Here is a 26,869-nt window from a genome sequence, read left to right on the forward strand (position 1 = left end):
CTGTTTTTTTAGTTTTTTATCAAATGAAGTACGTCCCGTCTATTTTGTAAAACGGTACATCTTTACATCATCTTAATAGAGCTTTGCACCTGCCGGAATGTGGTCATCTACCATCAGAAGATGAAGCTTTTCTTCGCCTTCTTCTTCATGAATAGCACTGAGGAGCATACCGCAAGAGTCAATGCCCATCATAGCTCTCGGTGGAAGATTTGTAATAGCAATAAGAGTCTTTCCAACCAGTTCTTCCGGCTCATAAAAGCTATGAATACCGCTTAAAATGGTTCTGTCTGTGCCTGTTCCGTCATCAAGAGTAAACTGTAACAGTTTCTTTGACTTCGGTACTGCAACACACTCTTTAACCTTTACTGCACGGAAATCTGACTTACTGAATGTATCAAAATCAACAAATTCCTCAAATAAAGGCTCTACCTTTACCTTAGAAAAATCAATCTTTTCAGACTCAGTTTTTACATTTTTTTCAGGTGCTTCAGAAGCTGTATTATTTACATCATTTTTCTTATTTACACCATCTAAGGACTTCATTGTCGGGAACAGCAGTACGTCACGGATTGCCTGACTGTCTGTCAGTAACATTACCAGACGGTCAATTCCGTATCCGATACCACCTGTAGGCGGCATACCGATCTCCAGTGCATTCAGGAAATCTTCATCGGTGTGTTCTGCTTCGTCATCACCGGCTGCGGCATTGGCATCCTGTGCGGCGAAACGCTCACGCTGATCAATCGGATCGTTTAACTCGGAGTATGCATTACACATCTCCCACGTATTGCAGAATAACTCGAAACGCTCTACCTTGGTAGGATCGCTTGGTTTCTTCTTGGTCAGTGGAGAAATCTCGATCGGGTGATCCATGATAAAGGTCGGCTGGATCAGTTCCTTCTCGCAGTATTCCTCAAAGAAGAGGTTGATGATATCCCCCTTCTTGTGACGCTCTTCGTATGCAATATGATGCTCATCTGCAAGTTTCTTTGCTGCTGCATCATCCGGTACCTGATCAAAATCAATTCCGGTATATTTCTTGATGGCATCGTTCATCGTCAGACGTGCGAATGGCTTTCCAAGGTCAATTTCTACACCATTGTAAGAGATCTTTGTAGATCCGCATACTTTTTCGGCAAGGTAACGGAACATGGATTCGGTCAGTTCCATCATACCTTCGTAGTCGGTGTATGCCTGATACAGCTCCATCAGGGTAAATTCCGGGTTGTGGCGGGTATCCACACCCTCGTTACGGAATACACGGCCGATCTCGTATACACGCTCCAGACCACCAACGATCAGTCTCTTTAAGTAAAGTTCCAGGGAAATACGAAGCTTTACATCCTCATTTAATGCATTGTAATGTGTCTCAAACGGTCTTGCTGCCGCACCGCCTGCGTTTGCAACAAGCATCGGAGTCTCTACTTCCATAAAATCACGGTCTGCTAAGAAGTTACGGATCTCCTTTAAAATCTTGGAACGCTTTACAAATACTTCCTTGCTCTCCTGATTCATGATCAGATCAATGTATCTCTGACGGTAGCGCATGTCCGTGTCGGTCAGTCCATGGAATTTCTCCGGAAGAATCTGTAAAGACTTGGAAAGCAGTGTCATCTCCTCCGCATGGATAGAGATTTCTCCTGTCTTTGTGCGGAATGCATATCCCTTGACACCCCAGATATCACCGATGTCGGATTTCTTGAAAGTTGCGTACAGATCTTCTCCGATTGCGTCACGCGCAACATAGATCTGGATGTTTCCCTTGAGATCCTGAATGTTTGCGAAAGATGCTTTTCCCATGACACGCTTGAACATCATGCGTCCTGCAATGGATACGTGGATCGGATCGGCATCCATGATGCTTCTTCTTTCCTCATAATCTGCTTTGACTGCCTCTCTTGCAGCTGCCTCGTCCATACCATCGGTATTAACTGCCGGTCTGCCGGCTAAAAGCTTCTCTTCGTGTGCATTGTAAAGATCCTTCACATCTGATGTGTGATGGGTTACGTCATATTTGGTAATCTGGAACGGGTCCTGTCCTGCTTCCTGCAGATTTGCAAGCTTTTCACGGCGCACCTTTAACAGCTGGTTGACATCCTGCTGCTGTCCGCCCTGCTTTCCGTTATTCTGTCCTGCCATTTTCATTTCCTCTCTTAATCTACGGTTGATCTCTGGATCTCGAGTACCTTGTAAGATAACTCTCCAGCCTGTGTCTCTACGGTAATGGTATCGCCTACTTTTTTACCTAACAGTGCGCGGCCTACCGGTGATTCATTACTGATCTTTCCCTTTAAGCTGTTTGCCTCTGTGGAACCAACAATCTTGTACTCTAACTCATCGTTGAACTCGCAGTCGAGAATCTTTACCTTACATCCGATGCTGATCTTCTCCAGATCGACCTCTTCCTCAACAACGACTTCGGCATTCTTTAAGATCTTTTCGATCTCCTCGATACGCGCCTCGATGTCTCTCTGCTCGTCCTTTGCTGCATCGTATTCTGCGTTCTCGGACAAGTCACCCTGCTCACGGGCTTCTTTGATCTTCTGAGCAACTTCCTTACGCTTTACAACTTTGAGATTCTGCAGTTCGTCTTCGAGCTTTTTCAGACCTTCATAGGTCAAGATATTTTTCTTATCCATTTGATTTACCCCTGATTCTATATTTTTTATATGCAGCTTTTTGAAAAAAGCGCATAAATAATCCACAATAACCTAGGTATTATAGCGAATTGTCCACATTCTGTCAAGATATTCTCCTTCAAACCGGACTGTCGCTCATCCGTGAAGTTACCTCCCGCCCCACACCGTGTCCACCCAGCACCTGAACAGCAATTCCGTGAACATCGACACAGCTTTCTATACATCAGACGAAATACTCCATCAATAGTGTCTCCAGCTGTTCGTAATTTTCCACCTGATTGATTGCCACACGCAGCCGTGCTCCATGCGGATATCCGGCGGTATACCATGCCGCATGCTTGCGGATCTCACGGATACCGATATATTCACCTTTAAACTCCAGCATCATCCGGGCATGACGCAGAATCATCTGTGCCACCTCCGATGCCGGCGGCTTCGTCAGATGCTCCCCTGTTTCAAAATAATGCAGGATCTGCCGGAAAATCCACGGATTTCCCTGTGCGCCCCTTGCGATCATGAAGCCATCACATCCGGTCTGTTCTTCCATGGCAATCACATCCTCCGCCGTAAGCAGATCTCCGTTTCCGATGACCGGAATCTTTACGGCTTCTTTTACCTGACGGATAATGTCCCAGTCTGCCTTGCCGGAATAGAACTGCTCCCTGGTCCGTCCATGCACGGCAACTGCTGCCGCACCGGAAGCTTCCGCAATCTTTGCCATCTCCACCGCATTGACATGCTCGTCATCAAACCCTTTGCGGATTTTCACCGTAACCGGTTTTTTGATCGCTTTTACTGTCTTTTCAATAATCTCTCCTGCGAGTTTTGGATTTTTCATGAGTGCCGAGCCTTCCCCGTTGTTCACAATCTTTGGCACCGGGCAGCCCATATTCAGGTCAAGAATATCAAATGGGCGATCCTCAATCTGATGTGCAATCTCTGCAATAATATCCGGATCTGATCCAAACAACTGCAAAGACACCGGGTTTTCCCGCGGATCAATCGTCAGAAGTGCCTGTGTGTTGCGGTTTTTATAGAGAATTGCTTTGGCACTTACCATTTCCATGCACAAAAGCCCTGCCCCCTGCTCTTTGCACAACAAGCGAAATGGCAGGTCGGTTACGCCTGCCATAGGAGCTAATATTAAATTGTTTGGCAGTGTCACACTGCCGATCTGAAGTGGTCTGATCATAACTATTTTATTTTCCGATTCTGTTTTTTATACACAAGATTGATCCCTTTTAACGTCAGGTTCGGATCGTAAATATCCACAGCATCCGTCTCATTGGCAATGATGCGGCCAAGTCCTCCGGTTACAACGGTTTTGATATTTTCAAGTCCGACTTCGGCTTTCACGCGGTTAATAATATATTCGGTCTGCCCGATCTGTCCGTACACAAGCCCTGCCTGCATACTTGTGATCGTGTCTTTTCCGAGAATTGATGCCGGCTTTTTGATCTCGATCTCCGGAAGTTTTGCAGCATCTTCCCACAAGGCTTTTGCTGAAATCCGGATTCCGGGTGCTGTGATCCCTCCCTGAAAGGCTCCGCTTTCATCCACATAATCATAGGTTGTGGCGGTACCGAAATCAATGACAAGCACCGGACCTCCGTATATTTCGTATGCCCCGACTGCATCCACAATACGGTCAGCTCCGATCTGCTGCGGATTCGGTGTCACAATGCGGATTCCCGTTTTGATGCCCGCCTCCACCACGATCGGTGTGATATGGAAATATTTGACAAGTCCGCCCCTCAGGGAATGCATCACATTCGGCACCACGGAACAGATAATGGCATCCTTAATTTCTGCCGGATGAATATCGTTCTGCTCCAGCAGATTCATAAGCATCATCCCATACTCATCCGATGTCCGTGGCATTTTTGTCGTAATACGAAAACTTGCGGCGATCTCATCGCCCTGAAACACCCCGCAGGTAATATTCGTATTTCCAACATCTATGGTTAATATCATTTGTCTTCCTCCTCGTCCAGTGCCTCTAAGCCTTCGCCCAGATACAGAACTTTGTAATACATCTCAAGTGCTTCCAGCAATTCCCTTTTTTCGTTGCGCAGCTGCTTGATTTTCAGCACGCTTCCGATCTCATCATAGCAGAAATCGCCTTCTTCGCAGGAAGTGCGAAGTTCCAGATTTCCCGCTTCATCAAATACCAGCTCCAATACTCCGCCGATATCCTCGGTGTAAATGACGCACATGATTTTTAACTCGTCACGGATGGACTGTGGAAGTCCGTTGAAGTTTTCATTCAGATAAAATTTTTTCTGGTATGCGTTGGATACGCACAATACTACCTCATTTGCCTCTTTAGACATATCCATAGATTCCTCTCACGGAGACTTCTCCGGAAGACACCAGTTTTCTTGACTCCCAGGTGTCTACGATCAGTTCTCCCTTTTTTGTAATTCCCATAGCCTTTCCCTCAAATGGCTCCTTCGGATCCAGTACGCGCACCTGCCGGCCACGGTTCACCAGCAGCTGATCGTACTCTTCCTGTAATGCTGACAGATCCTCGGTTTGCAGATAGATGGCATATAACCGCTCAAATTCTTCCAGAAATGCCTCTATCAGATCTGCACGGTGCACACGTTTTCCGCACTCCAGCAGCAGGGAACCTGCATGATCCTGCAGTTCTTCCGGGAAGCTTTCATTGTGCACATTAATTCCGATTCCGATCACTATATGGTTGATATAGTCAAACTGTGCACTCATTTCCGTAAGAATACCACAGATCTTCTTACCATTTATGACAATATCATTCGGCCATTTGATCAAAGCCTCTGCTCCCGTCACCCGGTGCATTGCATTTGCCACTGCCATCGCTGTCACGAGGGTCAGCATGGATGCATGGTTCGGATTGATGTCCGGTTTGAGCATAAGTGTCATATAAATTCCCGTTCCCGGAAGGGAATCCCATGACCGTCCGCGACGTCCTTTTCCCGCAGTCTGCTGGTCCGCTACCACAAAAGTTCCGGACGGATGTCCTTCTTCTGCCAGTTCTTTTGCTTTCGTGTTCGTGGAATCAATCTTGTCAAAATAATACGTTTCCGCGCCTGCCCATTCGGTCTTTCGGATGCTTGCCAGCTCCACTTCGTCCATACGGTCCGGCACAGATACCAGATGATATCCCTTATTCTGCACCGCCTCAATCTCATAACCGGCCTCTTTCAGCTGGTTAATTGCCTTCCAGACAGCGGTCCGGGATACGCCAAACTGATTGCACAGCTCCTGACCGGACACATATCCGTCCGTCTCACGGAGCAGTCTTAAAATTTCTGCTTTCATAATCATACTTTCCATTCACAAAAATATGTAAACGTTTTTTCTTAGTCAGATAACGTTGCCTTCATGATCGCCTTGATGGAATGCATACGGTTCTCAGCTTCATCGAAGACAACGGAGCGCTCACTTTCAAATACCTCATCGGTCACTTCCAGCTCGGATAATCCAAACTTTTCATAAACCTGTTTTCCGATCGTGGTCTTTAAATCATGGAATGCCGGCAGACAATGCATGAAGATCGCGCTGTCCTTTGCATTTTTGAATGCATCGGTATTTACCTGATACGGTTTCAGGTCATTGATACGCTCTGCCCATACTTCTTCCGGTTCACCCATGGATACCCATACATCTGTATAAATGACATCAGCATCCCTGGTTGCTTCCGCAACACTGTCTGTCAGTGTGATGGTTGCTCCTGTCGTGGAGGCCACGTCCACACAGTAATCCACGAGCTTCTTGTCCGGATAATATTTCGGATTGGTGCAGGCAACAAAATGCATGCCAAGCTTTGCACAGGTAACCATCAGGGAATTGCCCATATTGTAGCGGGCATCTCCCATGTATACAAACTTCACACCCTTAAGTTTTCCAAGATGCTCCTTGATAGTGAGCATATCGGCAATCATCTGTGTCGGATGGGATTCATTGGTCAGTCCGTTCCACACCGGAACCCCTGCGTATTTTGCTAGTTCTTCCACGATTTCCTGTCCGTATCCGCGATATTCGATTCCATCAAACATACGTCCCAGAACACGTGCGGTATCCGGAATACTTTCCTTTTTTCCAATCTGGGAACCGCTCGGATCAAGATATGTCACATGCATACCCAGATCATGTGCGGCTACCTCGAAAGAGCATCGGGTTCTTGTACTTGTCTTCTCGAAAATCAGTGCAATATTTTTTCCAACCAGACTGTCATGCATGATTCCCTGATGTTTCTTCTCTTTCAGCTCTGCGGACAGATCCACAAGATACAGGATCTCCTCCGGTGTAAAATCCATCATTTTTAACAAATTACGTCCCTTTAATGTCATTGCTCTTCCTCCTTAAGTGTACGTTGAAAACATTTTACTCCATTTGCCGGAATTTTACAACAATGGTATGGAAAATTGACCGATCAAAAAAGGAGCTCTGCCTTTCGACAAAGCTCCTGGATTTTTAAGTTTAATAAAATACAATCGGTCCTACAACCGTTCCCGCATGACCGCTGGATGCCAGTTTGAAGTATTTTGCCCCACCTGTCGGATCACTGCCGTTTAATGCGGCTCTCGCTGCCTGTCTGGCGCTTGCGCTGACACCGCTGGCAAGTCTTGCTTCAAGTCTGCCGGAAGATGCCGGTCCAAACTGACCTCTCTGATAGATAACTCCGTAGATAGAATTTGCAAATCCGCCGCTTCTGACACGATTAACAACAACCGCTCCAACCGCTGTCATACACTGTACGCTGGTTCCTCCGGCCTCACACTGTACAAGTGCTGCCAGAAGTGTCTCTTCATCTGCACTTGCGGCAATCGACGCATTCTGTGTTGTCCGGGAAGATGCCGACTGACCGGACGACGATTTCTTTTCAGCAGAAACAGAAGCATTCTTCTTTGCTTCTTCCGCTGCCTTTTTCTCTTCGGCAGCCTTGATTGCTGCCTGTTCTTCCTCAATGGTGACTGCTTTGCCTGTATCCAGTGTGACGGTCACATAATCGTCACTCACATAACAGGTATCTGAACCAACTTTGACGGCAATCCATCCGTCTGTTTCTTCGGCTTTTGTATTCACATCCATGTGCTCACCCGATGCAACGGTTTTCACTACCTCCGCATCTGTGTCGGGTGCTTTACGAATACGAAGACCGTCAATGGAAACCTTCGCAACCGTATCACAGTGTTTCTTTGCATAATTTAATGCATCTGTTCCTGTCACACAATACTCATTCTTTACATATCCTGTTACATTGCCGGACTCAATCTTTGTCCAGGTATCGCCTGCTTCTTTCACAACTGCGCGATCCCCTTTGTACATCTTTCCGACAATTTCGGAATCAGAATCTGCCTTTTCGCGGACGTAAAGAAAATCATCCACCTTCGCCATCAGCTTATTCTGCCACTCCTGTTCCTCTTCGGAAACAGTTTCCTTTTCCGTGGTTTCTTCACTTGTATCATTTCCGGATATAACCGTTCCATCTGCTGTTGCCGCAACCAAAGCCGCATTTGTCTTTTCAACAGAAATATATCTGTCCAGATAGTCTGCTGACTCCAGTTCATATTCATTCATGGCAGATGCCACTCCGGCAATCCCGTTATTGACAAACTGTGTGTCTGCTGCATCCTTTGCTGCAATATTCACTCCATTACCGGTAACTGCAGTGACCGCCAGTGTGAGTGCCAGTCCCGACACGATTACACTTTCCATCACCTTTTTGCTTGCTTTCATTGATGAACCTCCGTAGTTTGTTTCATCCACCTTTTACCCGTGGATTCGTAACATTTTATGCAATAAGTATTACACTTATGTTGCGTTTTTAAACACTTTATTTCATTTGTTACAAGTTTGTTACGTGGCTTATTGTAGCACAGGAATTTCCATTTGTCAAATTTTAGTATAAAAATGGGTAGTGTTCTCCACTTTTGCTCATATTCCGTTTAAAAAATGGGTGTGCGTTTTCACTGCACACCCATGCCGGTTTTGAAAATGTTACATATTTTATATTCCTGTGTCAATTTATGTATTGTTTTTGATAAAAAACATTCCACTATGGGAAAATTTCCTGCAAAACAGTTGAAATTATGCGGTTTTCTTCCTCATCCTCATGTAAATTTTTATTTTGCACTTTCTCCGGTGATACACTTTTTTCTTCCTTTTTCCCAGGCTTGTCCATGTGTTTTTTTAAGTACAATTCCAGGCGTCTTCTGCACCGGTTTGCTTTTTTTTGTTGCCGCACAATACAAAACACCCCAATTGTTAAAAATAAAAAAAGTATGATCTGCAACCCCATAATCATTAACTCCATTTCATTTTGCCACCTGCTGATCCACATCAGTATTGTCATATCTGCTCCCATCCTTTCATATTATATAAAATCATTTCTTACTGTATAAATCTTATTATAATGAAAGAACGTCATCACCGGAATATCCTTTCGGTCGCAAGTTTCGACATATGTCGTTACTGCTCATGTTGCTTGACATTTCTATATGGATCATATAGAGTTGACTTAAGTAAAGAAAAGAGGAAATATCGAATGGCTAAATCAAAGAAAATTGTTATGACCGGTGGCGGAACTGCCGGACATGTTACTCCAAACATTGCCCTTATGCCGGCACTTCAGGAAGCCGGTTATGAAATTACATATATCGGTTCCTATAACGGAATGGAAAAAGAACTTATCGAAGCGCAAAAAATCCCTTATATCGGAATTTCTTCTGGAAAACTTCGCCGTTATTTTGACTGGAAAAACTTTTCCGATCCTTTTAAAGTATTAAAAGGATATGGGCAGGCAATCTCCATCCTGCGCAAACTCAAACCGGACGTCGTCTTTTCCAAAGGTGGATTTGTGTCTGTTCCGGTTGTCCTTGCCGCAAAGCACTGCCATATTCCGGCAATTATCCACGAATCCGATATCACACCGGGACTTGCAAACAAAATCGCAATCCGCGGTGCAAAAAAAGTATGCTGTAATTTCCCGGAAACCATGAAATACCTTCCAGCGGAAAAAGCAGTTCTTACCGGTTCACCGATCCGCCGGGAACTGTTCCACGGAGATGCGGAAAAATCTCTTCACTACTGCGGTTTCCCGGATCACAGCAAACCGGTACTCCTGATCGTCGGCGGAAGTTCAGGTTCCAAGGTCATCAATGAAGCGGTACGGAAAGTGCTTCCGGAACTGTTAGAACAGTTTTATATCATTCATCTTTGTGGAAAAGGAAACCTTGATGAGAAATTAAAAGGCGTGGTTGGCTATGCGCAGTTTGAATATGCAAGTGCAGAACTGACCGACATGTTTGCCCTGGCAGATCTTGCCATTTCCCGCGCAGGAGCGAATTCCATCTGTGAGCTTCTTGCATTACACAAGCCAAACATCCTGATTCCGCTTTCTGCCGCTGCCAGCCGTGGTGATCAGATTTTAAATGCGAAATCTTTTGCAAAGCAGGGATTTTCTTATGTGATTGAGGAAGAAAAACTGACCGATCAGACATTACTTGATGCAGTACGCGAAGTATATGCCGACCGTGAAAAATACATCCGTACCATGTCAGAGAGCGGTCAGATGGATTCCATCGGAACGATATTAAAACTGATTGAAAGTGTTTCTAAATAATTCACACGCCAAAACAAAAAACATGCATATCTGCTGTACGTTTTTCCAGCGATATGCATGTTTTTGTATATAGAGATACAGATTTTTTACATCTTCATCTTATCACAGATTTCTTTCATCTCATCATCGGAAAGAGATAAATGCTCCCACTCAGGAACTGCCTGATCTCCTGCTTTACGCGGAATCAGATGCATATGGAAATGAAATACGGTCTGTCCTGCTGCTTCTCCGTTATTCTGAAGCACATTGTAACCGTCACATCCCAACACTTCTTTTTCGTGTGTAATAACTTTCTTTGCAAGCTTTGCAGCCTTTGCGAGTACTTCATCATCAATCTCAAACATATTTGCATAGTGCTGTTTCGGCAGAATCAGCGCATGTCCCTTTGCTGCAGGACTTGCATCCAGAATCACACGGAAATCCGCATCTTCGTAGATCGTATTGGTCGGAATATCTCCGTTTGCCAGTTTACAAAAAATACAATTGTCGTCTCTCATTTTTTTGCCTCCTAAAATACAAATATCTGATCGAGCATACGAAGCGTTTTAAAATTCCCTTTCGCTGTCATCTCACCCGTCATAAACGCTCTCTGGAATGTCATCCGTCCGTCAATGATTGACTGCAGAACATCTCTGCTTAATTTTGCAACCACGTCAATCTTTTCTTCCTGTCCGTAATGAATCTCCAATTCTCCGTTTTGAATTGCCACATACAATGGCTTTTTGATTCCTTCGATAATAAAGGAATAGCTGGCAGCAAAATCCTCAGTAGATACAAAATGACTTTCCAGTTCCTTCACAAACGGTGTATCCATATCATCATCCGGTTTTCCAAGCATATCTTTGAACATTGATGCCAGTTCCTCAATATCCTCTTTCTGCTGCTTCACATAAGTATCATCCGATACATACTTCGAGAGCTGTTCGCTCTCCTGTGGTGTCAGATTCAGCTGCTGCGTCCGCAGAACGCTCTGCTTTACTGCCTGATTACTGGTCGGAAGGTTTTTGATCTTCTGGGAAATGGTCCGGTACAGGTTTTCCGCTTTCTTTTCAATGATCAGCGTATAATCTTTATTCTGCTTGAATTCCACCAGATCCTCTACATATCCGCATAACCCTGCACATGGTAATCCACCCAGAATCTCCCATGCATTCATCAGAGTCAGTTCTCCCTCGCGCTCTCCATAGGTTGTGGACATAACAATCGGCTGCATATAGGTATGGCTGATTTTTTCCTTATCACCATATAACCAGCAGGCATCCAGAAACTGCTGCATATAACCACCGATTCCCAGCCACTCAATCGTTGTGGCAAGAATAATTCCGTCTGCCTCTTTGAACGTCAGCGGAAGGGTTGCAATTTCATTCTTATGCTCATATATATTGAATCGTTCGATGTTTACCCGAAGTTCCCGTAAAACATCTTCCATCTTTTTTAATACATACAGTGTCGGGTCATCCAAAAGTCCCCGGCCTCCATAATACACGTTGATTTTCATCGGTATACTCTCCTTGCTTTGATACTAATTAGTATAGGGATTTTCCCCCGATAAATCAACTGCTTTACGAGGTTTCCGGTATAAAATAATTGCAAGAACAAATCCCATTGCAAGGCCACCGATGTGTGCCCAGTTGTCCACATCCACGCTGGTAATTCCATAATACAGGCTGATCACAATCATAAAAAGCAGCCCTTTGCCCGTAAGAGATTCATATCTTCCTTTATGTATCATCACAATCCACAGCAATGCCCCGATAATACCGAAAATAGCACCGGATGCCCCTGCCGATACCTCATGCTTTCCCCATGCGGTCATTTGCACATAGGACAGTGTACTTCCTCCCACACCGGCGATCAGATACAGACACAGGTATTTGATATGTCCTATCGCTTTCTCCAGAATCGGACCGGCACAGATCAGTACCAGCATATTATTCAAAATATGTTCAAATCCAAAATGCATAAAAGTAGCTGTAAACAGTCTCCAGTATTCTCCCTGCTTCACATATGGCGGCCAGACCGCCCCCATTCTTACCATAAACTCCGAATTTTCTGTATTTCCAAGGATTTCCAGAATCACATAAACAAGAACATTCACAGCGACAAATCCCACGGTTACAAATGGAAGTTTCTTTTTTTGTGGCATACTTTTCCCTCCTGATTTTTTCACATGCTATCAGTATACTCACTTCCATTTGGAAAGACAAGGCAGTTAGCAAAAACGATATCGGACATCCGCGAAACGGATCATGTCATTACTGTTTAATTTTCTTCTCTCTTTGTAAGCCAGCGGCTCATCATTCACAAACGTACCATTTGTCGAATTTAAATCTTCAATATAATAGATCTCTCCATCATGATCAATCCGCGCATGCAGCTGACTGATCGTATCTGCCTGTATTTGTATGTCCGCATCGGGACCGTACCCGATTCTTGTCATTTTCTTTGTAACACAGATATCCTCGTAAGATTCAGCTCCCTGATACAACAACATTCCCCTGACTTTCCCTGTCATGCTGTTCAGGCATACCGTTGGCCGATATTCGGGTTGTGCCACCGTTTTTATTACTTCCTCCGGATATACAACCGCAGACTTCGAAAGTTTTCTGGTATCCTGCAGGCATTCCCTACTTCCATGATAAGATTCATATACCTGTTTTTCGGTTTCTTCTTCTTCCAGAAGACCTATTTCTATCAGTAGCTTTTTTAATTTTCTGATCCACTCCTTCTGCCCCTTTTTCTTTCCCTCCTTTTTCTTTTCCCCCTTTTTCTTTCTGTTGGCTCTTTTTACAGTTTCATCTTTTCTTTTTTTGTCTGGATAATCTTCATATTTTCTTTCAGAAACTACGGGTTGATTGTTTTCCTCTCTCCAAACTTTTTCCATTCCATTTCCCCCGGATTCCTCCACAGCCGCCTTTTTCCCCTCATTTTGTCTGGTTCTTACAATTTCATCCCGGATATCTGTAATAGAATAACCATCCAGAAGCGTCTTCTCATAAATTCCATATGCTGCTTTTACCGCCCGTGTGTCTTTATGATCCACTTTTGTAAGCAGAAATTCCATTAACTGCTGAAATTCTGTCTCAATAGTTCCACTCCCACCTGGATATACGGTAAAAATAATTTCCTGGTTGCTGTTGGTAATAAATATTAACTCGGGATCCAGCATCAGGCAATTGGTCTGAATCAGATTCCATTCCAGAATCTCCATCTCACTGCAAATGCTCATAATCAGTTTTTCAATAAAAGAAATATCTACTTCTTTTACCCTGCAATACATATCAAGCGACTGTTTGCCGGATATGTTATACCAGTACTGTCCCTCCCCATCCATATATGCCTTTTCCACTGCAAGAAGTCCCGGCAATTTTCTCCGCAACATCAGCTTTTCATCCAGCCCCGCATGGATTCCCGCCGCAATTTTCATAAAACTTCCCGTAAGATTTCTTTCATATACTATTTCCCGATTGATCATTTTTTCACCTCTTTTAACGTCTGATACTGATAAAAGGAATCTACTGCCCACATATCTTCTATCTGTTTTTCTTCATGCTCCCCACGTACTTCATGCAACAAATCAATTCCTGTACACATAGCTGCTGCCATCGTCCATATCAGAACCGGTATGATCACAGCCGCTTCTACGGTATAACTTCCTCTCCATTTCATATTTTCTCCTTTTATCCCTGTAATCCCCACATGACCAGATGTGCCCCTAGCAGAAATGGTACAAACGGAAACTCAGATTTTCTATTTTTATGCCCAAATATCAGTAAACCAAGAGCCGCAATTCCCGCAATGGTAATGGCAATCATGACAATTGCCATCATTTCACCCAATGCATAAAAACATCCCATGCATAAGATTACCAGACCATCCCCATATCCAATACTTTCTCTTGTACTCCAGGCCAGTATAAGCATAAATATCCCCGGCAGTAATCCCAAAAACCATACTGGATTTTTCCAACAGCCTCCCAGCAGTGATACAGCCATACCTGATATTCCCAGCAGCAAAATTGCCCAGCCATGAAGTTCCTGTTTTCTCATATCTTCCCAGGAGAGTCCTGCCAATCCAAAGGTCAATATGCACATTCTGATTATTTCATAGTTGTTCCGTATTATTTTACCTCACCTCCGCATTCGCCCCACATTTGCCACAGACCCTTTTTCCTCCCGTCTCTTCCAACAGAATCAGATAAATGGTTCTTTTTAATCCACTGCAGGCAAGATCACTGTGATAACAGGTTCCGTAATCCGTCACATACACCTTTCCGGAGACATAATTTTTCACCACGCACCCGGAACATGCGCTGTATTTATGTTCATTTTTGTTTCTCATGCCGCTGATCTGTGCATAATCCGCACTTTTAATACTTAAATCCAGATAATGACACTTTCTGCTCCTGTGATAAACGGTTCCATGTTTTGTAACATACACATAATCACTCTGCTCCCCATCTGTACGGTCGCCAATCCACTTATGACTCTTACTTTTCTGACAGATACCAACACCCTTTACCTCAAAAAAACTGATTGGAATTTTTATGTAATAGTTAACCTGCAAATTAATATAACTTCCTGACAGATCGGATTTCGCCATTGTAATCGCATGTTTTCCACCGCGAATATATTTTTCCGGCAAACTGTACGTTCCCAGCTCCTTTCTAAAATACGCTTCCGCAGATACCAGAAGCCCCGTTTGCGATGAAACGGCAGATGCTTCACATGCTGTTTTTCTACTTGCATAATTCAATGCCTCCTGAACTTCTGTCTGAATCTGCAACACCCGAAAGAAAAATAGGAGCGTAAGGAAAAACACCGCTGTAACAGGAATAATCACTGCTGCCTCCAACGTATACGATCCTTTAAAAAGGGAACATAAGGATGCCTTTTGGCAAGGATGTTCTCCCAGGTTATAGATATCGTCTTGCGGATTCGAATCTATTGGTTCGTTTATTATCTTATGAATACATGCCTGCTTCGGAAAAGATTGAAATTTGAGGGTAATTGTCGGTTTCCATTGTCCAAAAGACATCCTTACATCCCCTCCTTCCCATGAAAATAACTATATCCGGAATGATTTTGAATCCGGAATCCATTTGAGAAATCTTCAAGGATGGATATAAAGCCAAGAAATACCGGTTGGAATTCATAGGTGGCAGTAAGCTCAGTTTCACACAAAACGTGGTCCATCTGAAAATTTTCGTACCCTTCCTGTGTCTGTACATACGCTTCCTCCACATCCATGGTGCGCATTGCAAGGGTATTTCCCTTATGAAACAAAAGCAAAATGGCAGCATATTGTCCATAATCCAATCCCTGAGAACAATCTTTCGCCACAGACCAGCCCGACAAAAGTTCCGGAATCATATGTACATTTGAAGTCCAGTCCGCATCACTTTTTATCATTGTAATTTTCCCACCGGACAATAGTGTCCTTACATCTAACACACTTTCTGCAAATGCCCACGCTACTAAGATTCCGTATTTTACAGCTTCGATTACGGCCGGATTTGCGGATACTCCCGCCAACGTGACCGCAAGTGCCATTGCCTCTGATTGTCGCTGGGAAGATGCGGTTAATGACGCCATATTTAACGGTTCTCTCATTGCCAGCAGCTCCGTAACCACAATTTTTAAATTATCCGCGTCATTTCTTTTTCCGCCCAGAACATACTCCAGCTCATATTCCAATACGCGATCCTGCTTTTTTTCCACATAGTTTCCAAGATAATTCACCAGATACTGATAAAACAATACTTTTTGATACCAGTCTGTTCCCACATAAGAATCCATCGTACCTTTTTCCAGACTCCTGTGTGAAACAGTTTCTTCTATATTAATAGATTTTCCGGATACCTTTGTATTTTCCGACAAAACAAGGGATAGTACCCCTTCTTTTTTTACTTCTGTCACCGTTTCTAAAGGATTCTCTGTTGGCGTTGCCTTTTCCCCAGAATCCTCTTTCTTTGTTTTATCCCCCTGACGCGCTTCCCCTTTTAACTGCCGGGATGATGAATTACCTGCCCCCTCCGTTTCATATTTTTCCGGATGCTTCAGTGCATCCATTGCATCTGCAATACCCTCATCCGGATTTTTATAGTCCTTTTTTACTTCTTTTACTGCTTCATAATGATTGTAGACGGACTTTGCCATCTCGTAGGCAATATTCTTTTTCATATAAGTACACACAGCCTTCTGAAATACGACACCATTCTGATCTGTCAGCAATCGATAGGGGTCATACCTTGCATCTGTCATCTCCGCGGTCAACAGACTCATCCCGGAAAGCAAAGTTTTCTGCTCTTTGCTTCCAAGATGATCCGATGTAAGGCCACGTAGCTGTGCTTCCCTGTTATTAAAACATAATTTACCTTTTGTATCTTCCACCCGTACTCCAAGGATTTTGTAAGTTTCCCACAAAGGACTGCAATAATCGGCAAAAACGGATTCCAAAACCGTATCCGTATTCATATACAATACTTTCTGAAGTTCATAATGTCTCGCTGCTTCTAAAAGTGTGAAAAGAAGCTGCGCCACCAGCATCAGTGAAAGGGCTGCAAACACAGTAATACTCGCCTTTTTTCTCACTATACCTCTCCTGCACGCTCTTTAATTGTGGTAAAAATATCCGAAACCAATGTTGTCAGTTTTTTCTTGAACAACACAACAATTCCTATCAATACCACAACAATCAACACCATTTCTACAACGCCTACCCCATCTTCTTCCATCAAAAAGTTTTTAAATCCTAACATAATTTTTCCTCCTTATACTTGAAATGACAGCATTGCCGGAATCATAATGATGGCAATCACGATGCCAAGCATCATCATAAGCGGCAACAGCATTTTCGTTCCTGCCTCTTCTCCCAATTTACAGGCCAGTGCCTTCCTTTCTTCCAGTGCATTCTCCGATTCCTGTTCCAAAAGTTTACATAATCCCCTGCTTCCGGTCTGTAAATTCTGTAAAAGAATCCGAATGAGTCTCTGATACTCTCCCAAATCCACTCTTTCTCCAAATTTCTGGTATGCAAGACGTTCACTTTCCCCATCCAGGATTTCGTGATTCGTTATTATCATTTCTTCATAGATATACCGTTCTTTTATTTGTTTTTTCTGCCTTTTATCAGAATATTGAGCGGAAATTCTATTCCATGCTTGTTTTAATGACATGCCTGCTCCCAGTAAAATCAGAAGTTTACTCACAACTTCCGCATAATCCAGTTTCATCTGCTCTTTTTTTATATGATCCGCAGTACGTTTTCTCTCCAGAACAATTCCCGCCATCAGGAAACAGACAAGCACCTCAAAAAACAAAATTTTCCATACCAGTTGCTGTTTTTTTTCTTTCCATTGCAGCTTCACCCCTGCCGCCTGATCCGGCAAAGTCAGATACCTCTCCCCTTCCTGCGTACTCTGCTGCTCTACTTCAGCTGCAATTTCATGAATGACCTTTTCCTGCTGCGACATCACTTTCGGGTATACTTGAAAAGAAAACGTATATTCCTCCCGGTACTTTTCACAGGTAAGTGCCACACTTGCCTGTACAAGTTCTCCCTGGGGATCTAATTGATCCTCCCGGATCGTTCCATCCACGTCCACTGCATTGTATTGATCCAATGTCCAGTCGGCTTTTACCAATCCTTTCACATAGCTTGGCTTCATATGCACCTGCTCTGTTACATGTGCAGCCTCTTCTCCCTCTGGGAAAAAGGTTTCGTCTATTTCCTTTTCTGCCCGAGAAAAATAGGATTGTGCAGTCTTTTCATCAATACATTGTGCAGGAACACTTATCTGATAATCATAATCTTTCAATTGTTCTCCCGCATTCAGCGTAAGTTCCACTTCCTGTCTCCCACTGCCCGGGCTGCCTCGGATAATCCTGTTTTTATCATCCATACTGCGACTGGAAAATTCCATATATGCTCCAAGCAACAATAACAGAATACAAACAACCGATGCCTCTATGATTTTTTTCCTTCTCACGCTTCCCCCTCTACATGTGTATTGTCATTATTTTCTCTGCCAGTACAATTGCCCCGCCATAAGCTGCAAGACACACCGTCATAAACAACGCACCTGCCACATTTCCGTATAAAACATTCAAGAAATCCATGGATGTCACTTTCAGATATGCCAATATGAATACAGGTATAACATTCATTACTTTCTGTTCCATCTTTCTGGAAGCAATCTGTACCTGAATCTCCCTCTCCGTTTCATGGCGCACCCGCATATGTCGGGATGTCGCATCAATGATTGTCACAAAATTTCCACCGCTGCGTTTTGCGAACGAAAAAACTTCCGAAAAACCTGCAATATCCATATTTCCGCTTCGCGCAGAAAAGTCCGCAAGTAATGCCTCCAATGGCTGATTGAGACTGATGGAACAATTCATCTCCTTTACCTCCTGATACATATAGGATTTTTTCCCATATAATGCGAGTATTTCTTTTTCTGCCTCTTTCCACGCATTTTCTATAGAAAAACCAGCAAGCAAAGCCGCACTGATACTCCGAAGAGTATCCATAAATTCCCTTGCAAGCTGTATCTGCATTTGTTCTCTCCCTGCTTTTTTCTGACGCTTCATGAAAAACCAGATAAAAACAGGGAAAAATACTATCCCCAGCCAGCTGGCATAAAATAAATACGCAACTACCGCTGTCAGCAGCCCCGCCAAAGTAATGCTTCTACAGACTTCCTTCCGACTCAGATGATACACACGATAATCCATCCTCTATCTCTCCCTTCTCCCGGGTCAACCCTGCCATCTCCAGTTTTTTACGATTCTTTAATATGCCACAGTGTTTCCACTTCCAGCTGCCCTCGGTTCCTTCCAGCTGATAAATCGGAGAAATCTGAATCTCGCCATTTTCCACTCCGCATACCTCTGTAATTTCCAATACCCTGCGGCTTTTATCCGGTAATCTTCCCAGATGAACGATCAGGTCTATCCCCGATGCAATCTGTTGTCTGATTGCAGCAATCGGCAGATCCATCCCCATCAGTACCATCATTTCCAGACGGGAGAGAATATCTCTGCTTGAATTTCCATGGGCGGTGGATAATCCGCCGTCATGTCCGGTGTTCAATGCCTGAAGCATATCAAATGCCTCCGCTCCACGGCACTCCCCAACGAGTATTCTGTCCGGACGCATACGCAACGCCGTGCGGATCAGATCCCGGATTGTTACCGGCTGGACGCCCTCCATATTTGCATTCCGTGTTTCTAAACGTACCAGATTTTTGATTCCCTGTATTTGAAGTTCCGCGGAATCCTCAATCGTTATAACCCTCTCATCCTCCGGGATATACTGTGATAAAGCATTTAAAAATGTCGTTTTCCCGGAGCTTGTCCCTCCCGAAATCAACAGGTTGTATTTTGCCCTTACCAGCATCTTTAAAAACTCTGCTGCATCTTCCGGAAGTGCCCCTTTTTGAATAAGGGTCTGCATATCCAGCGGTTTCTCCGGAAATTTCCGGATTGTGATTGTAGAACCATCCAGAGAAACCGGTGCTAGGACAATATTTACACGGGAGCCATCTGCAAGTCTTGTATCTACGATTGGATTCGATAAATTAACCACCCGGTTATGTCTTCCAACGATCTGCTGTATCACATCCTGCATTTTTTCTTCGCTGGCAAATGCCTGATTCCATGCATGAACCCTTCCTGCCTTTTCGTAAAAAATATGTTTCGGGCCATTAACCATGATCTCGGAAATTTCCGGATCATCCAGAAGTTCCTGCAAAGCATCCAGTTTTCTGAGTGAATTAAATACTCTTGCTTCCAGCATCAGACGTTCCCGAATGGAAATGGGTTCCTCCTGCATCAGCCGGGATGCCTCTTCCCCAATCAGATTTTCAATTTCTTCATCCGACATCTCCCGTGAAAGATCCATGCGTTCCAATACACGCTGCCGGATATCTCCTACATACTCATCCAACCGGCATCATCCTCCGGATACTGTCTCCAAATTCGTTCCATTTCCATTGCTCGATGAGCCGCTCGCAGGATACCACAGGGGATACCACAAGCGGAAGCTGTATTTCCCGCAGATTCTCGGATAACCGTTCTTCTCCACGTTTTTGAATTTCTGTCAAAAATTCTTTCTCTCTCCACTGTCCAAGCCCTCCTCTGCTTTTCATCAGGAAAATTTTCTGGCAGCTCCCCAGCAATTCAAAAAATCCCATAAACCGTGACCCCAGATTTAAAACGATGGTTGTATAATTCATTTCCTGCGCTAAAATCTGAAACAATTTCTGATACGTCAGATTTTTCACTTCACACAGACACTCGGTATTTCCCAAAGGATACACAACATCTGTCCTGTCCAGATGACCGATGCAGGAAACCATCCTGCTCTTTGAGTATTTTCCGCTTTCTGCCATCACCAGAAGTTCTTCCATCCCGGACGAATAAAATTCCCCCATCAGCTGCGACAATCCACTGTTTTCCTGCAAATCCAGAAGCAGAACTTTTTCGTTTTCACTCAGAATGGAGGACAGCGTGACCGCAAACGGAAGCTGCATTTCATTTTCTGCCAGCGAATATACTGCAAGAACCTGTAATTTTTGCTTCACACCCCCACTGGCATTTTTTATTTCCTCCCCAATCTGTTTTAAAATCTCATCGACGATTTTATTCACTTCCTGATACTTATCCACAAACACCACCCCTTTTTCCACCTCTTTATCCACATTTTCATTTCCATCAAACAGATAAATTTGTGGAATTTCACATTCTATCCTGTTTTCCCCAGCCAAATCATCCGACAGAACAATTGCATCCAGGGTTTTCCAGTTCTCCTGAAGTGCCTCCTTCTGGGAAAACATGTGCAGCTCAAGCTGATCCCGATAATGATTCATCAGGCAGCTGGTAAAACGGTCACCATACTCCCGGTCTCCAATACAGAGTCCCAATCGAGCTCTCCTCATAGCTCCTCCTTTCTTTTCAAAACAGTGACAGCCATACTGTCCGATGCGCGTATAACATTCCCAGTAAAACCGCAACAGAAAAATGCATCAGATTCTGCTCCTGAACCCAGCCATTTCGATAAGAGGAGAATTTCCCCGAAAACAGTTCCCTTAAAAAAACCTGTGCTTTAAAAAGGCTGATTCTAAGATTGCGCATATACAACATCTTGAGCACGGCTATTACTGCTCCTGCCACAAATGCTGCCAGCACACAGTCTGTCAATGTTTTTAAATTTGTAAATCCACCGATAACGGAAAAAAGTTTGATATCTCCGGCGCCCAACACACCTATGAGATAAAAAAGATATAACATGATAACCGGAATAGAAATATTCAAAAGAACTTGAATGATTCGCGGCATTCCACCCAAAACTATACCGAATGCCATCGATAAAAATAAACCCATGATAATCAGCCGGTTACTAATCCTCATGCTGGTAATATCCTGAACGACTGCCACAATTAGGATTGCATACAGTGTCAGAACCGATGCCCCCTGCATCGAAATCAATTTGCATCACCCCTTTGTTGTGAATCGAATTATAACAATGCCAATTTTATTTGTCAAGCAGTTTTTTACAAATCTTTTGTATAACTTTTCCATTTTTGCTTATACTTGTAAAAGAGAGACTTCAGAAAGCAGGTGATCCAATGAAATTGTTTAAGACAACCCCTCAGCCCCCTGACGGCTATGCAATACTTCTCGATAATCTGAAACAGACAACCGCAGAACTGCAAAATACCTATGCCAATCTTGAAAATGTCGTTGATCCGGATTTGATCGACTATTACATTTATCAGGCAAAAGCCGTACAGATGCGCTATAAATTTCTTCTGGGATGTGTAAAAAAAATAGAGGGAAACTATTCGCTTCCCTCCTGACCGTTCTCATTTTACGGAAATTTTATACAAAAAAGCCCCGGTGACTGTCCACATCCATATAATCTTCGTTTACGGCACCGCGCGCATAAGTCATCCCTGCATATACCTGCTGGGTATTTTTCATAAGGGGTGCACTCTTGTCCTGTTTCGCCACCTCTACAAAAGAAGTATACAACCGGTGCATGATATGTTCCGCTTCCTGCACTCCATCCAGCCGATTCTCGTACATCGCCCGTGAAAGCTCATTTTTACAGAACATATAGAGTTTATACAGGTTGTGCGAGATCGGATACGAAAAATTGAGACTTCCGATCAGCTCATCCAGAACACTCTGTGCATTCCGGATCGCATCCTTCTGTCCATCATGATCTCCCTTGCAGTGTGCCTGCCGAATATCATCCACATAGGCAAAAAAGATATCGTAAATGATGACGATCATCTCACCGGAATTACACTGGCTCAGTCGTCTCGTAAAATCTTTTTTCAACTCATTATCCATATGCTACTCCTATTTCTGCAGCAAAGACAGTACCTGCTGTGGAATATCATTTGCCTGTGATAACACCGAAACAGCAGCCTGTTCCAGAATATTCTGCTGTGTATATTCTGTCATTTCAGATGCCATATCGGTATCCATAAGCCCTGAATACGCGGTTGTCATATCTTCCTGTGTCTCTGCCAGACTCGAACTTGCGTACTCCAGACGATTTGTGTATGCACCGATTCCGGAGCGGATCGCACTCAGTTTTGCAATTGCTGCATCCATCGTGCTGATGGCTTTGTCTGCACCTCCGTTGACCGCCACATTCACCGTATCCAGATACAGACTCTCCGAGGAAACTTCTGGAATATGTACATCCATATTCTGATACTGGTTTGCACCGATCTGAATTGTCATTGCACCGACATCCGTCACGTCAAATACAAGCGTCGCTCCTGTTGCCTGTATATCATCACTCAGCAGAAAATCCATGGAAAATCCACCCTTATCCGTGATTTTCACACGATTTCCCTCGACATTTGTAATTACTGTACTTCCAAACCCATCTTTCAGTTCTATCTCTGCATCGGTTCCGCTTGCCACAAGTTTGTAACTTTTGTCATCTGTATTTTGAACAACTCCCTGCGCATTTGACAGACCTGTTTTTTTTGCCATCTCTTCTGACATACCAATGGTCAGTGTTTCTTTTGATCCCCTGTTATCCGCAGTAATCTTATAAACCCCTGCCGTATTTGGATCTTTTTCAAACTTGCACCCGATCTCATCTGCCACAGATATCATCTGGTTATATACGTCATCGGCACTCATTCCCTTTTTATACTCGATCCCCACTCCGTTGACAGAAATTGTGCCTCCTTCGAAATCCGGATCATTGATCAGACCGGACAGATCCAGCTGATACTCTGCCTGCTTTGCCGGAGTCTTCACTTCCACCGTATAATCGCCCGGAAGAACTTCCTCGGAAAAGTCAATTCTTGTTGCGCTCCGTGCAAATTTTGTTCCATCTGCTGTTTGTGTTCCACTCACATATACACGTGTATTAGTCGAACCATCAAGCAACGTCTTCTTGTTGTACTCTGTATCTGTGGAAATCCGGTCAACTTCCTGTGTCAGCTGATCAATCTCGTCCTGAATACTCTGACGGTCCGAATAAGAGTTTGTTCCGTTTGCCGCCTGAACACTCAGTTCACGGATACGCTGCAGCATATTGCTGACTTCGTTTAATGCCCCGTCTGCAATTCTGAGTACGGACTGTCCATCATCAGAATTCGCTTCTGCCTGATCCAGACCATCAATCTGTGCTTTCATCTTGCTGGAGATTGCCATTCCCGCCGGATTATCCCCTGCCTTGTTGATCTTATATCCACTGGAAAGACGGCCCATGGAAATACTCAGTTTATTTTCTGTCCGGAGCAGCTGCCGGTTGGCAACAACAGCAGACATGTTGCGATTAATCTTCATACTTATTCCTTCCCGTATACGCTACGTTTGAGCATCCCTGCCCTCTGATTTGACACTCCCTGTCATTTCATCTGACATATATATCGTCCGAAAATGCCAATTCTTTAATAAAAAAAAGTATAATTTGCAATTAACGGGAAATCGTATTATAATAGCAACATTAAACGATATTTGCAAAGGAGGATTTATCCCATGGCTAAAGTAACCAAGGATACTATGATCGGAGAACTTCTTCAGATTGATGAGAACGTAGCACCTATGCTTTTAAACATTGGTATGCATTGTCTTGGCTGCCCATCATCCCAGATGGAGACTATTGCTGAGGCAGCTATGGTTCATGGAATCGACCCGGATGATCTGGTAAATGATATCAACGATTTCATCGAGCATGATGCAACCGCATAGATTTCACGTATCAAAAAGGAGTGCTGAATTTCAGCACTCCTTTTTGATTTAAATTTTCTAAAGAGATGCAAACACCTGCAGTGCCTGCGGTCCCGTAATTTTATTTCCATGCTCCGCAAAATATGCTCCAACTGCAGGATTATAATTTTTCTGCTGTGCATATTCGCAAATAATATTGCAGACTTTATTAAACTCTTCCGGTGTGTGGTCATCTTTGTGGATCACCAGATAAAACCGGTTTTTCTTCTCGTTCTTAAACAGGTCATTTCGTCCATTGTAATAATTTACAAGTACATGTGCGAGACGCTCCACCTGATCTATCGTCGTAAATTCAAACATTTTCGTCAGATCTGCCGGTACTTCCGGTACTTCTTCCGGTGCCTCTGTCTGCTGTGCATTTTCACTCTCCGGAGAGGCTTTTGCTTCACGTATTTTCTGGAAAAGTTCCAAAATATCATCTGCGCCTTTGCGTTCCACATTTCCGACTGCTCCCGTATTTGAAAACAGTTCCTCATCTCCGGCTTCCGTAAACTGGGAAAAACGGGTGTCGAGTTCTTCCGGGTATTCAACCTTTGTAATCAGCAAAACCAGGGATTCGGAAGACAATGGAATTGCCTCTACCATAAGTGGATTGTCACTCACATCAAATCCAAACTCATAATTTGCCTGCTGTATCATATCATGGAAAAGTCCTTTTGCTTTCTCAGAACCATATGCCAGTTCCCGCAGATTAATCTGACGATCTGCAAGATCCTGTTTTGTTAATGTGCATCGAATCTGATTTTCATTTACTTTTTCAATTTTCATCTCTATCACATCCTTCTCTGGAAATCGCTTTCCGTAAATGGTACACTTATTATAATCAAATGCCCTCCCGTTGTAAAGTTACCACGGATTAAAAAATTATAAAAAAAATACTTGCATTGCAAAATAAAGTGTGTTATAAGTTTATGCATGAGATGCGTCTCTGACCCAAAGGAGCGTATGAATAACAAAAATTTAATATTGTCTGACCGATACGAGCTGATTCGTCCCCTTGGCCAGGGAGAATGCGGAAGTGTCTTTCTTGTCAGACAGCAATCTTTAGAGCAGTACCGTGCAATGAAGCGATTCCCCAAAAATACTTCTGCACAACCGCTCTTCGCAATATCCGAAGCACAGATTCTAAAGTCTGTTCAGCATCCCGGAATTCCCACAATTTATGATTTTGAAGAAGATGAATCATTCTACTATCTTGTGGAAGAATATATTCAGGGTGACTCTTTAGAAGAATTTTTGCTTCATCAACAGTCAATATCCCAGAACCAGTTTTTATATTTTTGTGAGCAGCTTTGTGACATTTTTGCATATCTGCATACATTACGGCCTTCTCCGATTCTTTATCAGGATCTTAAGCCGGAACATATTATAGTATGTGGAACACAGCTTAAATTGATTGACTTCAGTGTCGCATCTTTTGCTGCCATTTCTGGAAAAGACTTCAACCATTTCGGAAACGTGGATTTTTCTGCTCCGGAACTTATCTCAGGAAAACCGGTAACCCTGAGATCCGATATCTACAGCATTGGAAAAATCATGGAATATATGATGCCATATCTGGATGCAGCCACCAACCGATCCATTTATCCCAAAATTCAAAAAGCAATTTCAGCAGATCCCGACCTGCGATATGAATCACCGCAGGCTCTGTACTCTGCATTAAAAGAAGTAATTGAAACTACGGGAAGAACGCATCTCAGGCAGACAATTGCAGTCGTTGGAAGTCACAGCGGCTGTGGTGCAACACACATAGCAATCGCACTGGTGACAACACTTAACTACCTTGGCATTTCCGCGGTTTACCAGGAAAAAAACTGGTCAAACGACTTGCGCAAGACGGTTGCCCAGCTGAAACATGTGTGGGAAAAAAACGGTTGTTTCTTTTATCGCAATTTTACAGGATTTCCAAAATATGACAGTGGCATCGACATCCCAGAGCCTGTCACACAAATCATGGTAAATGATTACGGATGTGATTTTTCTTTCTCCTGCCTTGCAACGGCGGATCATATTATCTATGTGTGTGGAGGAGCATTGTGGCATCGGGACGATGCAAAGTCCAAAGACTTTCTTTTACAAAATTTTGGTAACCGCCTGCATGTTGTTGCGAATCTGTGCGACCACAATTCTGCCATTTATTTTGCCAGAACATTTTCACAGCCGGTCTATTTTTATCCGTTTAACACGGACATCTTTCGTGCAGACAAAGAAAAGCTGGATTTTGTTCACTGGCTGCAACAACCCGAGAAAGGACGGAATCGCCTATTTTTACGTTTCATAAACCATTTATTCCGGCTCCTGCAACCATAGGAGTCTGCGGTACAACAGTAAATTCCGGTGTAACACACTTT

General features: G+C 43.6%; 29 protein-coding genes. 4 read left to right on the top strand and 25 right to left on the bottom strand.

What is annotated here, in order from left to right; translation table 11 throughout:
- Positions 1 to 72: 72 nt before the first annotated feature.
- From lysS to DXD06_RS03115, 8 genes are all read right to left on the bottom strand, one after another.
- The gene (lysS, locus tag DXD06_RS03080) at positions 73 to 2,139 is read right to left on the bottom strand and encodes a lysine--tRNA ligase (RefSeq protein WP_117830692.1); all 2,067 of its coding nucleotides are present in this window, start codon (positions 2,137 to 2,139) and stop codon (positions 73 to 75) included.
- Positions 2,140 to 2,153: 14 nt separating this feature from the next.
- Complete coding sequence (greA, locus tag DXD06_RS03085) at positions 2,154 to 2,639, bottom strand: transcription elongation factor GreA (protein WP_022045629.1); 486 nt, start codon at positions 2,637 to 2,639, stop codon at positions 2,154 to 2,156.
- Between the two features lie 223 nt (positions 2,640 to 2,862).
- Entirely contained in the window at positions 2,863 to 3,831 is a 969-nt protein-coding gene (gene dusB, locus DXD06_RS03090) for a tRNA dihydrouridine synthase DusB (protein WP_117830602.1), read from the bottom strand.
- 2 nt (positions 3,832 to 3,833) lie between these two features.
- Positions 3,834 to 4,613, bottom strand: coding sequence for a type III pantothenate kinase (locus DXD06_RS03095; RefSeq protein WP_022045631.1), 780 nt, complete (start codon positions 4,611 to 4,613; stop codon positions 3,834 to 3,836).
- Positions 4,610 to 4,972 carry a DUF6145 family protein gene (locus tag DXD06_RS03100; protein ID WP_055261114.1) on the bottom strand — a complete coding sequence of 121 codons (363 nt, stop codon included), beginning with the start codon at positions 4,970 to 4,972 and terminating at the stop codon, positions 4,610 to 4,612. The genes DXD06_RS03095 and DXD06_RS03100 overlap by 4 nt, the downstream gene beginning before the upstream one ends.
- Positions 4,965 to 5,942, bottom strand: a complete 978-nt coding sequence (locus DXD06_RS03105) for a biotin--[acetyl-CoA-carboxylase] ligase (RefSeq protein WP_117830603.1) — start codon at positions 5,940 to 5,942, stop codon at positions 4,965 to 4,967. Before DXD06_RS03105 ends, DXD06_RS03100 begins: the two co-directional genes overlap by 8 nt.
- Before the next feature lie 41 nt (positions 5,943 to 5,983).
- Positions 5,984 to 6,973 carry an ornithine carbamoyltransferase gene (gene argF / locus DXD06_RS03110; protein WP_117830604.1) on the bottom strand — a complete coding sequence of 330 codons (990 nt, stop codon included), beginning with the start codon at positions 6,971 to 6,973 and terminating at the stop codon, positions 5,984 to 5,986.
- 130 nt (positions 6,974 to 7,103) lie between these two features.
- Complete coding sequence (locus DXD06_RS03115) at positions 7,104 to 8,363, bottom strand: cell wall hydrolase (protein WP_117830605.1); 1,260 nt, start codon at positions 8,361 to 8,363, stop codon at positions 7,104 to 7,106.
- Between the two features lie 808 nt (positions 8,364 to 9,171).
- Between DXD06_RS03115 and DXD06_RS03125 the strand changes: the two genes are divergently transcribed.
- Positions 9,172 to 10,248 carry an undecaprenyldiphospho-muramoylpentapeptide beta-N-acetylglucosaminyltransferase gene (locus DXD06_RS03125; RefSeq protein WP_117830606.1) on the top strand — a complete coding sequence of 359 codons (1,077 nt, stop codon included), beginning with the start codon at positions 9,172 to 9,174 and terminating at the stop codon, positions 10,246 to 10,248.
- 86 nt (positions 10,249 to 10,334) lie between these two features.
- On the opposite strand, the gene DXD06_RS03130 is transcribed toward DXD06_RS03125, so the two are convergent.
- The 14 genes from DXD06_RS03130 to DXD06_RS03195 all read right to left on the bottom strand — a co-directional run bounded on the left by DXD06_RS03130 (position 10,335) and on the right by DXD06_RS03195 (position 21,731).
- A complete protein-coding gene (locus DXD06_RS03130; RefSeq protein WP_117830607.1) occupies positions 10,335 to 10,745 on the bottom strand; it encodes an HIT family protein in 411 nt (136 codons plus the stop codon).
- A gap of 11 nt (positions 10,746 to 10,756) precedes the next feature.
- Complete coding sequence (locus tag DXD06_RS03135; protein WP_117830608.1) at positions 10,757 to 11,746, bottom strand: SCP2 sterol-binding domain-containing protein; 990 nt, start codon at positions 11,744 to 11,746, stop codon at positions 10,757 to 10,759.
- A gap of 24 nt (positions 11,747 to 11,770) precedes the next feature.
- Positions 11,771 to 12,394: a rhomboid family intramembrane serine protease gene (locus DXD06_RS03140; protein WP_117830609.1), complete on the bottom strand. Its 624-nt coding sequence runs from the start codon at positions 12,392 to 12,394 to the stop codon at positions 11,771 to 11,773.
- 66 nt (positions 12,395 to 12,460) lie between these two features.
- Complete coding sequence (locus tag DXD06_RS03145) at positions 12,461 to 13,723, bottom strand: DUF6382 domain-containing protein (protein WP_117830610.1); 1,263 nt, start codon at positions 13,721 to 13,723, stop codon at positions 12,461 to 12,463.
- Positions 13,720 to 13,917, bottom strand: coding sequence for a TadE/TadG family type IV pilus assembly protein (locus DXD06_RS03150; protein ID WP_117830611.1), 198 nt, complete (start codon positions 13,915 to 13,917; stop codon positions 13,720 to 13,722). Before DXD06_RS03150 ends, DXD06_RS03145 begins: the two co-directional genes overlap by 4 nt.
- An 11-nt stretch (positions 13,918 to 13,928) precedes the next feature.
- Positions 13,929 to 14,342, bottom strand: coding sequence for a prepilin peptidase (locus DXD06_RS03155; RefSeq protein ID WP_117830612.1), 414 nt, complete (start codon positions 14,340 to 14,342; stop codon positions 13,929 to 13,931).
- Between the two features lie 31 nt (positions 14,343 to 14,373).
- Positions 14,374 to 15,090 carry a hypothetical protein gene (locus DXD06_RS03160; protein ID WP_147343601.1) on the bottom strand — a complete coding sequence of 239 codons (717 nt, stop codon included), beginning with the start codon at positions 15,088 to 15,090 and terminating at the stop codon, positions 14,374 to 14,376.
- A 197-nt stretch (positions 15,091 to 15,287) separates the two neighbouring features.
- Positions 15,288 to 16,841 (bottom strand): DUF5702 domain-containing protein, encoded by a 1,554-nt coding sequence (locus tag DXD06_RS03165; protein WP_117830614.1) that lies wholly within the window; start codon positions 16,839 to 16,841, stop codon positions 15,288 to 15,290.
- Positions 16,841 to 17,008 (bottom strand): Flp1 family type IVb pilin, encoded by a 168-nt coding sequence (locus DXD06_RS03170; protein ID WP_117830615.1) that lies wholly within the window; start codon positions 17,006 to 17,008, stop codon positions 16,841 to 16,843. The genes DXD06_RS03165 and DXD06_RS03170 overlap by 1 nt, the downstream gene beginning before the upstream one ends.
- A 12-nt stretch (positions 17,009 to 17,020) precedes the next feature.
- Positions 17,021 to 18,238: a type II secretion system F family protein gene (locus DXD06_RS03175; protein ID WP_117830616.1), complete on the bottom strand. Its 1,218-nt coding sequence runs from the start codon at positions 18,236 to 18,238 to the stop codon at positions 17,021 to 17,023.
- Between the two features lie 10 nt (positions 18,239 to 18,248).
- Positions 18,249 to 18,986: a type II secretion system F family protein gene (locus tag DXD06_RS03180; RefSeq protein ID WP_117830617.1), complete on the bottom strand. Its 738-nt coding sequence runs from the start codon at positions 18,984 to 18,986 to the stop codon at positions 18,249 to 18,251.
- Positions 18,943 to 20,154, bottom strand: a complete 1,212-nt coding sequence (locus DXD06_RS03185; RefSeq protein ID WP_117830693.1) for a CpaF family protein — start codon at positions 20,152 to 20,154, stop codon at positions 18,943 to 18,945. The genes DXD06_RS03180 and DXD06_RS03185 overlap by 44 nt, the downstream gene beginning before the upstream one ends.
- Before the next feature lie 37 nt (positions 20,155 to 20,191).
- Positions 20,192 to 21,175, bottom strand: coding sequence for a hypothetical protein (locus DXD06_RS03190; RefSeq protein ID WP_243000839.1), 984 nt, complete (start codon positions 21,173 to 21,175; stop codon positions 20,192 to 20,194).
- A gap of 31 nt (positions 21,176 to 21,206) precedes the next feature.
- Entirely contained in the window at positions 21,207 to 21,731 is a 525-nt protein-coding gene (locus DXD06_RS03195) for an A24 family peptidase (RefSeq protein WP_022045651.1), read from the bottom strand.
- Positions 21,732 to 21,880: 149 nt separating this feature from the next.
- Here DXD06_RS03195 and DXD06_RS03200 point away from each other — a divergent pair, with 149 nt between their 5' ends.
- Complete coding sequence (locus DXD06_RS03200; RefSeq protein WP_022045652.1) at positions 21,881 to 22,111, top strand: YaaL family protein; 231 nt, start codon at positions 21,881 to 21,883, stop codon at positions 22,109 to 22,111.
- A 22-nt stretch (positions 22,112 to 22,133) separates the two neighbouring features.
- On the opposite strand, the gene DXD06_RS03205 is transcribed toward DXD06_RS03200, so the two are convergent.
- Both DXD06_RS03205 and DXD06_RS03210 read right to left on the bottom strand, forming a co-directional pair.
- Positions 22,134 to 22,610, bottom strand: coding sequence for a flagellar export chaperone FliS (locus tag DXD06_RS03205; protein WP_117830619.1), 477 nt, complete (start codon positions 22,608 to 22,610; stop codon positions 22,134 to 22,136).
- Between the two features lie 9 nt (positions 22,611 to 22,619).
- A complete protein-coding gene (locus DXD06_RS03210; protein ID WP_117830620.1) occupies positions 22,620 to 24,074 on the bottom strand; it encodes a flagellin N-terminal helical domain-containing protein in 1,455 nt (484 codons plus the stop codon).
- Positions 24,075 to 24,266: 192 nt separating this feature from the next.
- On the opposite strand from DXD06_RS03210, the gene DXD06_RS03215 reads away from it, so the two are divergent.
- Positions 24,267 to 24,479 (top strand): DUF1858 domain-containing protein, encoded by a 213-nt coding sequence (locus DXD06_RS03215; protein ID WP_022045655.1) that lies wholly within the window; start codon positions 24,267 to 24,269, stop codon positions 24,477 to 24,479.
- Positions 24,480 to 24,536: 57 nt separating this feature from the next.
- Here DXD06_RS03215 and DXD06_RS03220 read toward each other — a convergent pair whose 3' ends face one another.
- The gene (locus DXD06_RS03220) at positions 24,537 to 25,286 is read right to left on the bottom strand and encodes an adaptor protein MecA (protein ID WP_055067569.1); all 750 of its coding nucleotides are present in this window, start codon (positions 25,284 to 25,286) and stop codon (positions 24,537 to 24,539) included.
- 177 nt (positions 25,287 to 25,463) lie between these two features.
- Here DXD06_RS03220 and DXD06_RS03225 point away from each other — a divergent pair, with 177 nt between their 5' ends.
- On the top strand, positions 25,464 to 26,828 hold the full coding sequence (locus tag DXD06_RS03225) for a serine/threonine protein kinase (RefSeq protein ID WP_158569474.1): 1,365 nt from the start codon (positions 25,464 to 25,466) through the stop codon (positions 26,826 to 26,828).
- The last annotated feature ends 41 nt before the right edge of the window (positions 26,829 to 26,869 follow it).

Origin of the sequence: Roseburia sp. TF10-5, from assembly GCF_003462365.1 — a bacterium.
In the GTDB taxonomy this organism is placed as follows: Bacteria; Bacillota; Clostridia; order Lachnospirales; family Lachnospiraceae; genus Roseburia; species Roseburia faecis.

What these genes read in the sequence shown, in the direction of transcription:
- DXD06_RS03100 (WP_055261114.1), bottom strand. Translation starts at nt 4,972, where the DNA reads ATGTCTAAAGAGGCAAATGAGGTAGTATTGTGCGTATCCAACGCATAC.
- DXD06_RS03210 (WP_117830620.1), bottom strand. Translation starts at nt 24,074, where the DNA reads ATGAAGATTAATCGCAACATGTCTGCTGTTGTTGCCAACCGGCAGCTG.
- DXD06_RS03180 (WP_117830617.1), bottom strand. Translation starts at nt 18,986, where the DNA reads ATGGATTATCGTGTGTATCATCTGAGTCGGAAGGAAGTCTGTAGAAGC.
- DXD06_RS03115 (WP_117830605.1), bottom strand. Translation starts at nt 8,363, where the DNA reads ATGAAAGCAAGCAAAAAGGTGATGGAAAGTGTAATCGTGTCGGGACTG.
- DXD06_RS03185 (WP_117830693.1), bottom strand. Translation starts at nt 20,154, where the DNA reads ATGGATCTTTCACGGGAGATGTCGGATGAAGAAATTGAAAATCTGATT.
- DXD06_RS03135 (WP_117830608.1), bottom strand. Translation starts at nt 11,746, where the DNA reads ATGAAAATCAACGTGTATTATGGAGGCCGGGGACTTTTGGATGACCCG.
- DXD06_RS03155 (WP_117830612.1), bottom strand. Translation starts at nt 14,342, where the DNA reads ATGTGCATATTGACCTTTGGATTGGCAGGACTCTCCTGGGAAGATATG.
- DXD06_RS03105 (WP_117830603.1), bottom strand. Translation starts at nt 5,942, where the DNA reads ATGAAAGCAGAAATTTTAAGACTGCTCCGTGAGACGGACGGATATGTG.
- DXD06_RS03195 (WP_022045651.1), bottom strand. Translation starts at nt 21,731, where the DNA reads ATGCAGGGGGCATCGGTTCTGACACTGTATGCAATCCTAATTGTGGCA.
- DXD06_RS03150 (WP_117830611.1), bottom strand. Translation starts at nt 13,917, where the DNA reads ATGAAATGGAGAGGAAGTTATACCGTAGAAGCGGCTGTGATCATACCG.
- DXD06_RS03225 (WP_158569474.1), top strand. Translation starts at nt 25,464, where the DNA reads ATGAATAACAAAAATTTAATATTGTCTGACCGATACGAGCTGATTCGT.
- DXD06_RS03095 (WP_022045631.1), bottom strand. Translation starts at nt 4,613, where the DNA reads ATGATATTAACCATAGATGTTGGAAATACGAATATTACCTGCGGGGTG.
- DXD06_RS03130 (WP_117830607.1), bottom strand. Translation starts at nt 10,745, where the DNA reads ATGAGAGACGACAATTGTATTTTTTGTAAACTGGCAAACGGAGATATT.
- DXD06_RS03145 (WP_117830610.1), bottom strand. Translation starts at nt 13,723, where the DNA reads ATGATCAATCGGGAAATAGTATATGAAAGAAATCTTACGGGAAGTTTT.
- lysS (WP_117830692.1), bottom strand. Translation starts at nt 2,139, where the DNA reads ATGGCAGGACAGAATAACGGAAAGCAGGGCGGACAGCAGCAGGATGTC.
- argF (WP_117830604.1), bottom strand. Translation starts at nt 6,973, where the DNA reads ATGACATTAAAGGGACGTAATTTGTTAAAAATGATGGATTTTACACCG.
- DXD06_RS03215 (WP_022045655.1), top strand. Translation starts at nt 24,267, where the DNA reads ATGGCTAAAGTAACCAAGGATACTATGATCGGAGAACTTCTTCAGATT.
- DXD06_RS03170 (WP_117830615.1), bottom strand. Translation starts at nt 17,008, where the DNA reads ATGTTAGGATTTAAAAACTTTTTGATGGAAGAAGATGGGGTAGGCGTT.
- DXD06_RS03200 (WP_022045652.1), top strand. Translation starts at nt 21,881, where the DNA reads ATGAAATTGTTTAAGACAACCCCTCAGCCCCCTGACGGCTATGCAATA.
- dusB (WP_117830602.1), bottom strand. Translation starts at nt 3,831, where the DNA reads ATGATCAGACCACTTCAGATCGGCAGTGTGACACTGCCAAACAATTTA.
- DXD06_RS03125 (WP_117830606.1), top strand. Translation starts at nt 9,172, where the DNA reads ATGGCTAAATCAAAGAAAATTGTTATGACCGGTGGCGGAACTGCCGGA.
- DXD06_RS03220 (WP_055067569.1), bottom strand. Translation starts at nt 25,286, where the DNA reads ATGAAAATTGAAAAAGTAAATGAAAATCAGATTCGATGCACATTAACA.
- greA (WP_022045629.1), bottom strand. Translation starts at nt 2,639, where the DNA reads ATGGATAAGAAAAATATCTTGACCTATGAAGGTCTGAAAAAGCTCGAA.
- DXD06_RS03205 (WP_117830619.1), bottom strand. Translation starts at nt 22,610, where the DNA reads ATGGATAATGAGTTGAAAAAAGATTTTACGAGACGACTGAGCCAGTGT.
- DXD06_RS03140 (WP_117830609.1), bottom strand. Translation starts at nt 12,394, where the DNA reads ATGCCACAAAAAAAGAAACTTCCATTTGTAACCGTGGGATTTGTCGCT.